This is a genomic window from Rhizobacter sp. (assembly GCA_021153565.1).
In the GTDB taxonomy this organism is placed as follows: Bacteria; Pseudomonadota; Gammaproteobacteria; order Burkholderiales; family Burkholderiaceae_C; genus Albitalea.
Genome location: JAJKJU010000322.1, coordinates 1 through 8,546, shown reverse-complemented (window position 1 = coordinate 8,546; position 8,546 = coordinate 1). Strand labels below are relative to the sequence as shown.

Here is an 8,546-nt window from a genome sequence, read left to right as displayed (position 1 = left end):
GTTGATCAATATGGCGGCCTCAATACTGTGAATTCATACAGCACTTGATGCTGGAGTTGTCTGAACGAATTGCCAGCGATGACTTTGCGCAGATCGCGCGATACCCCGACTTCCCAATGCCTTCACCCGCAGCCGCGAGCTGCCACTGCCTGCACTGATCGGCGCCTTGACGATGCGAAATCAATCGCAGCAGACCATGCTCGATAGCTTCTTCGCTTCCGTGTGCTTGAACTGTTCCGTTTCGGTTGCATCGCGTAAAGACGCTCGAAGTCGACGTAGCCGCGATCCATCACATAGAAAGCACCCGCCTCCACGGGCAGGACGTCCAACACGTTCACGTCGTGCAGCTTGCCGTCGGCTGATGTGGATGAATGCAGGGATCGAGCCACGCAGGTCCAGCAGCGTGTGCAGCTTGATGGCGGCCTTGGTCGAGCGAAACGGCGCCCAATCGAACAGGCTCAGGCACAGGTCGATGGTAGTGGAGTCCAGCGCATAGACCCTTGCAGTGAATGCCGCATAGCTGAGGGCATCGGCGCACCTACGGCGGCGACCTGTAATAGATGGCAGGTACTCACCCACTGCCCCGCGTGCGATGCTCGCGCAAACGTCGCCCAAGCGATGTTTGTTCAGGGAGCACGAAGAAATGAAGATTGCATCTCAAGGTGCGCGCGTCGGCATGGCCTGCCAAGCGCTCTAGGAGTCTGCGCGACAGAAGGGTTTCAGGCTCTACGGCCCCTGTCGAAGCCTTGACCCGGCGCCGATTTTGCGGTTTTGCGCATCGCAATCGGCACCGCCTGGCGCGCCGTTGCGCGCCATACCAATAGAGAACCCACCATGCATCGTCTTTCATCCGACGAGAACAAGCACGCCGCGTCCACAACAACCAGCCTCTCCCACGGGCAGCGCGCCATGTGGTTCTTGTGGAATATGAACCCATCCGGCGCCGAATACGGCCTACCGATGGCCTGGTCCGTCAACACAGCGCTTGACGTCGATGCTCTCCACGGAGCCCTCCAGGCATTGGTGGACCGGCACTCGGTCCTGCGCACAAGCTACGCCGCGCCCCATGGCGAGCCGGTTCAACTGGTGCACGCCAGCGCCGTCGTCAGCTTCACCCACGTTGACGCCGCCGACTGGGATAGCCAGCGACTGCACGCGTGCCTGAGCGCCGAGGCACACGTCCCGTTCGACCTGAAAAACGGCCCCGTGTTTCGCTGCCATCTGTTCACCCATACCGGCGAAGACCACGTCCTGCTGTTCAACAGTCACCACATCGCCACCGATACCTGGTCCCTGATCGTGTTGATGGAAGAACTGGGCATCTTGTACGGCGCCGCCACCGCGGGCTGCAGGCCTCAACTGCCGCCGGCCAGCCTGAACTACACCGACTACGTCGCCTGGCAGAACGCGCTACTCGCCTCCCCGCGCGCTGATGAGCACTGGACCTACTGGCATGCGCAACTTGCCACGCCCACCAGCCTGGACATGCCGACCGACCGACCGCGGCCCGCGCTGCAAACCCACACCGGCGCCGGCCACGCGTTCGCCCTGAGCAACGAGCTGACTGCCCAGGTACGGGCCCTCGCGCGCCAGGAAGACGTCACCTTCTATACCGTGTTGCTGGCCGCGTTCTACGTCCTGCTGTATCGCTACACCGGCCAGGATGACCTGATCGTTGGTTCGCCGCGCTTCGGCCGCCCACCCGAGGGCTACCAGCGTACCGTCGGCTACTTCGCCAGCCCGTGCGCCCTGCGCGCCCGGGTGGACGGCGCCACCACGTTTTCAGAATTTCTGCACCAGGTGCGCAAGGTGCTGGTCGACTCGCGCGAACACCTGGACTTTCCCTTCCCACTGCTGGTCGAAAAACTCGGCCTGCCGCGCGATCTGTCGCGCAGCCCCATATTTCAGGTCGCGTTCACCTATCAGAAATCGCAACTGGCCCACCTGCAGGGCGTGGCTGCGGCCCGTATGGGCCTGGCCGGCGCTTCGCTCGACCTGTCCGGACTGCTGCTCGACTCGTATCCGCTCGAGCAGCACACCGTCAAGTTCGACCTCGACTTCGTGGTCGAGGAAGTCGACGGTTCGCTGCGCGCGGTCTGCTGGTACAACACCGGCCTCTGGAATGCCGACAGCATCACCCATCTGGTCGAGCACTTCCAGGCACTGCTTCTCAACGCGGCCAAGACGCCTGGCCTGGCGCTCGACCGCCTGCCCATGGTCACCGCGCGCGCGCAGCTCGCCAGCGCCACCTGGAACGCGACCGAGGCGCCGTACCGCCACGCCTGCGCCCACAGCCTGTTCGAGCAGCAGGCCGAACGCACACCCAACGCCGAAGCGCTGCGTTACGACGGCCAGACCATGTCGTACGGAGAACTCAATCGCCGCGCCAACCAGCTGGCGCGCTACCTGCGGCGCCAGGGACTGACACCGGGACAACTGGTGGGCCTGAGCATGGAGCGCGGCCAGCCGGAACTGGTGATCGGCGTGATAGCCATCCTGAAGGCCGGCGGCGCCTACCTGCCGCTGGACCCGTCCTACCCGCAAGATCGCCTGGCCTTCATGCTCGAGGACGCGGGCTTGCATCTGCTGCTGACCCAGGCATCGCTGCACGGCCAGCTGCCGTCCAGCGAGGCGCGCCGGGTATGCCTGGACAACGACTGGGCCAGCATCGAGAAGGAGTCGCCGCACAACCTGCGCACCGCGACCGGCCCCAGCGACCTGGCCTACGTGATCTACACCTCCGGCTCCACCGGCCGCCCCAAGGGCGTGATGCTGGAGCACCTGGGCCTGACCAACCTGGTGCAGGCCCAGATCGACGGCTTTGCCATCGTGCCCGACAGCCGGGTGCTGCAGTTCGCATCGTTCAGCTTCGACGCCTCGGTTTCCGAAATCTTCACCACACTGTGCGCTGGCGCCAGCCTGTGTCTGGCGCCCAAGATGGACATGATTCCCGGCCCTGCGCTGGTCAACACCATCAACGCCAACGCCGTCACCGTGGTCACCCTGCCACCGTCGGTACTGGCGCTGCTGTGTCCGGCCGACGTACCGACCTTGCGCACCGTGGTCACGGCCGGCGAGGCATGCAGCATCGAGCTGGCGCGCCGCTGGAGCGATGGACGCCGCATGCTCAACGCATACGGCCCGACCGAAGCGACTGTGTGCGCCACCATGTCGCAGTTGCACGCGCAGTCAGAGCGTGTGAGAATCGGCCTGCCGTTGCCGAACACGCGTGTGCATGTGCTTGACCGGCATCTGCAGCCGGTACCGATCGGCGTGGCGGGAGAACTGCACATCGCCGGCGTGGGACTGGCACGCGGCTATCTTCACCGCCCCGAACTCACGCGCGAGCGCTTCATCACTTCACCGTCGGGCGAGCGGATGTACAAGACCGGCGACCTGGTTCGGCGTCAGGCCAACGGGAGCCTGGAGTTCCTCGGGCGCCTTGACCACCAGGTAAAGATTCGGGGCTTTCGTATCGAGCTGGGCGAACTTGAAGCGGTGATTGCCGAGTGGCCCGGCATTCGCGAGTCGCTGGTGCTGGCGCGCCTGGGCCCAGGCGGCGACCAGGCGCTGGTCGCCTACGCCATTGTTCACGAAGGCACCGCCGTCGCCCCCGTGGCCTTGCGCGCGCATGTTCAGGCGCGCCTGCCGGATTTCATGGTGCCGTCCGCGTTCGTGTTCCTCGACGCCTGGCCCATCACCCCCAACGGCAAGATCGACCGGAACGCGCTGCCGCCGCCTGCCGAGCGCCACATCGAACCGACCGCGGCGATGCCGCGCGACGTGCTGGAACATCAGATCGCCGCCATCTGGCGCGAGGTGCTCGAGGTCACCGCCGTGGGCATCGACGACAGCTTCTTCGACGTCGGTGGGCATTCACTGGGCCTGGCGAAGGTCGAGGTGCTGCTGGAGGAAAGGCTGGGCATCACCGTTCCCACGATCAACCTGTTTCGCTTTCCAACCATACGGCTACTCGCCATGCACCTGCGCGTTACCGAGTGCGCCGACGCCAAGTGCGCACCAGCCGAGCCGGCGGCGCCGCACGCCGTTCGCCCCATGCGCAACGGTAACGACATCGCCATCGTCGGCATGGCCGGCAGGTTCCCGGGCGCGAACAGCGTCGCCGAATTCTGGGCCAATCTCGTCGCCGGGGTCGAGTCGATTACAGAGCTGACCGACCAGCAGCTCGATAACGCCGGCGTCGAGGCGGCACTGCGCAGCGACCCGCGCTACGTCCGGCGCAAGGGCACGCTCGACGGTGTCGATTGCTTCGACGCGCCCTTCTTCGGTTATCCGCCGCGCGAAGCGTTGCTGATGGATCCCCAGCATCGCCTGTTCCTGGAAGTGGCATGGCAGGCGCTGGAACACGCCGGCTACGGCGGCGGCGCCAATGCCGGGCGCGTGGGCGTCTACGGCGGCACCGGCCGCGCGGCGTACCTGCTGCACTTCCTGAGCACCAACCCAGCGTCGGCGCCGGAACTATTCCAGACCACCATCCTCAACGACAAGGATTTCCTGGCCACGCGCGTGGCCTACAAGCTCGACTTGCGCGGCCCGGCGCTGTCGGTGCAGACCGCGTGTTCGACCTCGCTCGTGGCGGTGCATCTGGCCTGCCAGCAGCTGCTGCAGGACGACTGCGACCTGGCGCTGGCCGGCGGCGTCTCGATCGAGGTGCCGCATGGTGCCGGCTACCTGTACCAGGAAGGCCACATCCTCTCGCCCGATGGCCGCTGCCGCGCGTTCGACGCCGACGCCGGCGGCACCGTGCGTGGCAGCGGCGCCGCGCTGGTGGCGCTCAAGCATCTGGCCGACGCGGTGGCCGATGGCGACACCATCTGGGCCGTGATCAAGGGCTCGGCCATCAACAATGACGGCGGCGCCAAGGTCGGCTACACCGCGCCCAGTGTGGACGGCCAGGTCGCCGCCATTGAACAAGCGCTGCAGCGCGCCGGGGTCGACCCGCGCAGCATCGGACTGGTCGAGGCCCACGGCACCGCCACGCCGCTGGGCGACCCGATCGAAGTCGCTGCACTGACCCAGGTCTACCGCAGGTACACCTCCGACGTCGGTTATTGCCTGCTGGGTTCGGTCAAGACCAACGTCGGCCACCTCGACGCGGCGGCCGGCGTCGCGGGCCTGATCAAGGCGACGTTGGCACTGCACCACGGCGTGGTGCCGGCCACGCTGCACTTCGAGTCGCCCAATCCCAAGCTGGGCCTTGCGCAGACCCCCTTTCGCGTGAATAACACGCTGACCGTCTGGCCAGCAACGGCTACACCGCGCCGCGCGGCGGTCAGCGCCTTCGGCATCGGCGGCACCAATGCCCATGTGATTTTGGAGCAGGCCGCGCAGGCGCCCTCGCTCGCCGGCGGCTTGCCGGTCCAGTTGCTGACCTTGTCGGCGCGCTCCGAACCGGCGTTGGCGGCGCTGGCTGCCAACCTGGCCGCCTACCTCGGCGCCCATCCCGAGACCAATTTGGCCGACGTGGCCTGCACGCTGCAACTGGGCCGCGCCCAGTTGCCGCTGCGCCGTGCCGTGGCGTGCGCGAGCCACGCGCAGGCGCTGGCGGCGCTGGGCCCAGCCGCGCCTGCCGCCGGTGCAGCGCCCGGCGCCAAACCGCGCGTGACCTTCATGTTTCCGGGCCAGGGCCTGCAAAAGGTCAATATGGGTCGCGAGCTATATGCCGATGCGCCGCAATTTCGCGCCTGCGTCGACGCGTGCGCCGGCATGCTGCTGCCCTTGCTCGACTGCGACCTGCGCACGCTGCTGTACGCGCAAGCGGACCAGCTCGAAGCGGCAGCCTTGCGCCTGGCGCAGACGGCGATCACGCAGCCGGCGATGTTCGTGATCGAATATGCGCTGGCGTGCCAGTTGATGCACTGGGGGGTGCAGGCCGACGCCATGATCGGCCACAGCCTGGGCGAATACGTGGTTGCCTGCCTGGCTGGCGTCATGTCGCTGCCCGACGCGCTCAAGCTGGTCGCCGCACGCGGCGCGTTGGTGCAGCAACTGCCGACCGGCGCCATGCTGGCGGTCGAGGCACAGCCGGAACAACTGACGCCATTCCTGGACGACGGCGTTAGCCTGGCGGTGGTCAATGGCCCGCGGGCATGCGTGCTGGCGGGCACGCCGGGCGCTATCGCCGCCATCGAACCGGCCGTTGCGGCGGCGGGCCTGCGCTTCAAGCGCATTCCAACGTCGCACGCGTTCCATTCGGCGATGCTCGATCCGATGCTGGCGCAGTTCCAGACGCTGGTCGCAGAAGTCAAACTGCATGCGCCACGCATACCTTACATCACCAACGTCACCGGCGACTGGGTCACGCCGGAGCAGGCCACCGATCCGGCGCACTGGGTACGGCACCTGCGCCAGACCGTGCTGTTCGCGCAGGGGCTCGAACGTCTGCTTGAAACGCCCGACGGCATCTACCTTGAGGTGGGGCCGGGCCAGACCTTCAGTGCGATCCTGCGCCGACATCCCGCGCGCCACAACCTGCGCCATGCGGGGCCGACGCTGGCGACGACTTCCGAACCGTCGGACTGGGCCGCGCTGCTGCACAGCGTCGGTCAGGTGTGGGCGCACCACGGCGCCGAACCGGACTGGCGCGCGCTGCACCTGGGCGAGCAGCGCCGGCGCATCGGCTTGCCGGTCTATCCGTTCGACCGCCACCGTTACTGGCCGCAGGCGGCGCGAACCAGCGGGGAAGCGACTACCGCGCCGCAACCGATGCCGCTTATTCGCACCGACAAAACCGAGCGCCAAGTCTGCGCAATCTTCGAGGAAGTATTGGGCATCGATGTGGTGGCCCCGGGCGAAAACTTCTTCGACCTGGGCGGCAGCTCGCTGTCCACGCTGTCCGTTGTCATCAAGCTGGAGCAGGTTCTTCAGCGCAGTTTGTCGAGCGCGCTGCTGCTGGAAAATCCGACGCCTGGCGCATTGGCGCTGGTCCTCAGGTCCGCCAAGCTGGAGCACAGTTCACGTCTGGTGGGGCTGCGCACGTCCGGGACGTTGGTGCCGATCTTTTGCGTGCACCCCTACGGCGGCCACACGACCGGCTACGTGGAGCTGACCAGTGCGCTCGGTACCGATCAACCGGTATACGGCATCCAGGCCCGCGGCCTGCAAGGCGAAACGGAACCGTTGCGCCGGATCGAGGACATGGCTGCCGATTACATCGGCCTGGTCAAGAGCGAGCAGCCGAACGGGCCGTACCGGCTGGCCGGCCACTCGATGGGCGGTTGCATCGCCTACGAGATGGCTCAGCAGTTGCTTGCGGCGGGCGACGCCGTGTCTTTGCTGGCCCTGATTGACGCACGCGCGCAGAACGCCAGCGCGCGGCCGCTGTATCGCAACAGCGCCTACGGCCAGATGGCGCGCAAGGATTGGCTCAGCGACGACGCGGTCATGCTCGGCATCCTGTTTCCGTCGCTGTCGATGGATTGGGAGCTGCTGCGCGGTACCCCAGCCGACGCGCACCGGGTGCACGTCCAGAAAGCGGCGGTGCGGCAGGGCCTGCTGCCGGCGGGTACCGACCAGGATTACGTGCGGCAGTTATTGGCCGTTACCCAGGCTAACGATGAAGCACTGCGCAGTTACCGGCCGCGGCCATATGACGGGGAGGTGTTGCTGTTTTGCGGCACCGAAGGTTTCGGGCTGCTGTTCGGCGAGCCGGAACTTGGCTGGCGCGAGCTGGTGTCGTCCGCACTGGAGGTGGTGGTGGTACCGGGCGACCACCACGGCGTGATGGTTGGCGCCGGCGCGCGCTTGATTGCCGCCCGCCTGAACGGTGTGCAATCCGGCGCCAGTCCACTGAATCATTGAAGATTTACGCTCCGGGCATGCTGCTCGGCGACATGCGAGTAGAGCTCAACCTTGAGCCCGAAGTATTCGAGCCTGGTCTCGGCGTGCAAGCGGCGATATCCGGCCCGGTTGCAGACGAAGCGATTCGGTCCCGCTGTCTCGTCGCTCACCGTACTCCTGCAGTACTGGACGACCTGGGCATGTGGCGAGTCCTCCATCTGCTCAATGTCTTACTGCCACGGATTGCGCAGATCTTCGCCGCGCCATACGTCGAGATAGCCCGGGGTGTGCAGGCGCTGACAAAGGGCTGCGTCGGCCTCGGGGTGCTGCAGGTCCTCGGGCCCGCGAGCCGGGGCAGGCTCGTTCCGGACTACCAGAAGCGGGGGGCAAACAAATGCGCTACGGCCCCGTTCGCTTGCATATACACCGCTTCGCCCTCGCCCGTTGTGCGATACCGGTCAAGCGCTACCGTGCGTACTTGGCTGTCTTCAGCCGTCGCTGCGCCCGATCAAGAAAGATCAATCTGCGCTGGAGCAGCGCCCCCCCCACCCGTAGCCAGAGTGACCCAGTATGCTTCCCCGGTTTCCCCGCGTATCCAGTTCTCCCAGTCACCTGGAACAAAGCAGTCCCCAGCCGCCGAGCCAAACGCTTCGACCAGCAGGCACCACCGGTGCGACAACGCGTGCGCCTCAGGATCTGGCGCGCACAAGCGCTTCGGCGGCAGGGCCGTCCTTGCAGTCTTTGCC

1 protein-coding gene and 1 pseudogene are annotated in these 8,546 nt (G+C 66.4%); one reads left to right on the top strand and one right to left on the bottom strand.

What is annotated here, in order from left to right; genetic code table 11:
• Positions 1-179 precede the first annotated feature (179 nt).
• Positions 180-495: pseudogene (locus AC30NL_RS20055) on the bottom strand (transposase); the annotation flags it as partial.
• 339 nt (positions 496-834) lie between these two features.
• Here AC30NL_RS20055 and AC30NL_RS20050 point away from each other — a divergent pair.
• Positions 835-7,821 carry a hybrid non-ribosomal peptide synthetase/type I polyketide synthase gene (locus AC30NL_RS20050; protein WP_489465750.1) on the top strand — a complete coding sequence of 2,329 codons (6,987 nt, stop codon included), beginning with the start codon at positions 835-837 and terminating at the stop codon, positions 7,819-7,821.
• Positions 7,822-8,546: the final 725 nt, after the last annotated feature.

Coding starts and splice junctions, on each gene's coding strand:
- AC30NL_RS20050 (WP_489465750.1), top strand. CDS start 835: ATGCATCGTCTTTCATCCGACGAGAACAAGCACGCCGCGTCCACAACA.